The organism is Kitasatospora sp. NPDC042419 (genome assembly GCF_056437345.1).
This window is the reverse complement of sequence record NZ_JBWKAW010000092.1, coordinates 1-2036: the sequence shown is the minus strand read 5'-3', so window position 1 is coordinate 2036 and position 2036 is coordinate 1. Positions and strand designations below refer to the sequence as shown.

Sequence of the window (2036 nt, the reverse complement as noted above, 5' to 3'; positions counted from 1 at the left end):
TAAGGTAGCGAAATTCCTTGTCGGGTAAGTTCCGACCTGCACGAATGGCGTAACGACTTCTCGACTGTCTCAACCATAGGCCCGGTGAAATTGCACTACGAGTAAAGATGCTCGTTTCGCGCAGCAGGACGAAAAGACCCCGGGACCTTTACTACAGTTTGATATTGGTGTTCGGTTCGGCTTGTGTAGGATAGGTGGGAGACTTTGAAGCCGTGACGCCAGTCATGGTGGAGTCGCCGTTGAAATACCACTCTGGTCGTGCTGGATGTCTAACCTCGGTCCGTGATCCGGATCAGGGACAGTGTCTGATGGGTAGTTTAACTGGGGCGGTTGCCTCCCAAAGGGTAACGGAGGCGCCCAAAGGTTCCCTCAGCCTGGTTGGCAATCAGGTGTTGAGTGTAAGTGCACAAGGGAGCTTGACTGTGAGACCGACGGGTCGAGCAGGGACGAAAGTCGGGACTAGTGATCCGGCGGTGGCTTGTGGAAGCGCCGTCGCTCAACGGATAAAAGGTACCCCGGGGATAACAGGCTGATCTTCCCCAAGAGTCCATATCGACGGGATGGTTTGGCACCTCGATGTCGGCTCGTCGCATCCTGGGGCTGGAGTCGGTCCCAAGGGTTGGGCTGTTCGCCCATTAAAGCGGTACGCGAGCTGGGTTTAGAACGTCGTGAGACAGTTCGGTCTCTATCCGCTGTGCGCGTAGGAATATTGAGAAGGGCTGTCCCTAGTACGAGAGGACCGGGACGGACGAACCTCTGGTGTGCCAGTTGTCCTGCCAAGGGCATGGCTGGTTGGCTACGTTCGGGAGGGATAACCGCTGAAAGCATCTAAGCGGGAAGCCTGCTTCAAGATGAGTATTCCCACCTCCTTGAGAGGGTAAGGCTCCCAGTAGACCACTGGGTTGATAGGCCGGATGTGGAAGCCCAGTAATGGGTGGAGCTGACCGGTACTAATAGGCCGAGGGCTTGTCCTCAGTTGCTCGCGTCCACTGTGTTAGTTCTGAAGTAACGAACACGCCCCCCTTTGGGTGGTGCGGCGGTTCATATCTTCATAGAGTTTCGGTGGTCATAGCGTTAGGGAAACGCCCGGTTACATTCCGAACCCGGAAGCTAAGCCTTTCAGCGCCGATGGTACTGCAGGGGGGACCCTGTGGGAGAGTAGGACGCCGCCGAACAATCATTGTGGGAAAGCCCCGCACCTTATGGTGCGGGGCTTTTCTGCGTTCTGGGGCCGGTATTCCTTTCGGTGGTGGGTCGGGGGCGGATATGTGGGTCAGAGGCGGCCGGCTGCTTTGAGGGCGAGGTAGGCGTCGGCCAGGGCGGGGGCGAGGGTGTCGGGGGCCGCGTCGACGACCGTGACCCCGTGGCGGCGGAGCTGGTCCGCGGTACGGGCGCGCTGGGACTGGGTCTGGGTGGCTGCGGCGGCTTCGTAGACGCCTTCGATCGAGCCGCGGGTGCCTGTCATGGCGGCGATCTGCGGGTCGGCGACAGAGGCCAGCAGGACCGTGTGGCGCTGCGTGAGCTGCGGCAGGACCGGGAGGAGGCCCTCTTCGATCGGGGCCGCGTCGAGGGCCGTCAGGAGGACGATCAGTGAGCGGCGGGGGGCGCGGGACAGGGCTGTTGCGGCGAGGCCGCGGGCGTCCGTCTCCACCAGTTCCGGTTCGAGAGGGGCGAGGGCGTTGACGACGGCCGGCAGGACGTCGCTCGCGGGTCGGCCCTGGACTTGGGCGCGGAGGCGGCGGTCGTAGGCCACGAGGTCCACGCGGTCGCCGGCTCGCGAGGCGAGCGCGGTCAGGAGGAGCGCTGCGTCCATGGCGGCGTCCAGACGGGGGACGTCGCCGACGCGGCCGGCCGAGGTGCGGCCGGTGTCGAGGACGATGAGGATGTGGCGGTCGCGCTCCGGGCGCCAGGTGCGGACGGCGACCGCGGTCTGGCGGGCGGTGGCGCGCCAGTCGATCGAGCGGGTGTCGTCGCCCGGGACGTACTCGCGGAGGCTGTCGAACTCGGTGCCCTCGCCGCGGGTCAGCACGCTGGTG

The 2036-nt window shown here is 63.7% G+C and carries 1 protein-coding gene and 2 rRNA genes; 2 read left to right on the top strand and 1 reads right to left on the bottom strand.

Annotated features, from left to right (window positions below; genetic code table 11):
- Positions 1 to 974: ribosomal RNA gene (locus AC067J_RS43995) — 23S ribosomal RNA — on the top strand; the annotation flags it as partial.
- Between the two features lie 84 nt (positions 975 to 1058).
- Positions 1059 to 1175, top strand: a 5S ribosomal RNA gene (gene rrf / locus AC067J_RS43990).
- Positions 1176 to 1273: 98 nt separating this feature from the next.
- Here rrf and AC067J_RS43985 read toward each other — a convergent pair.
- A partial coding sequence (locus AC067J_RS43985) for a DUF58 domain-containing protein (protein WP_478308511.1) occupies positions 1274 to 2036 on the bottom strand: 763 nt, incomplete at its 5' end.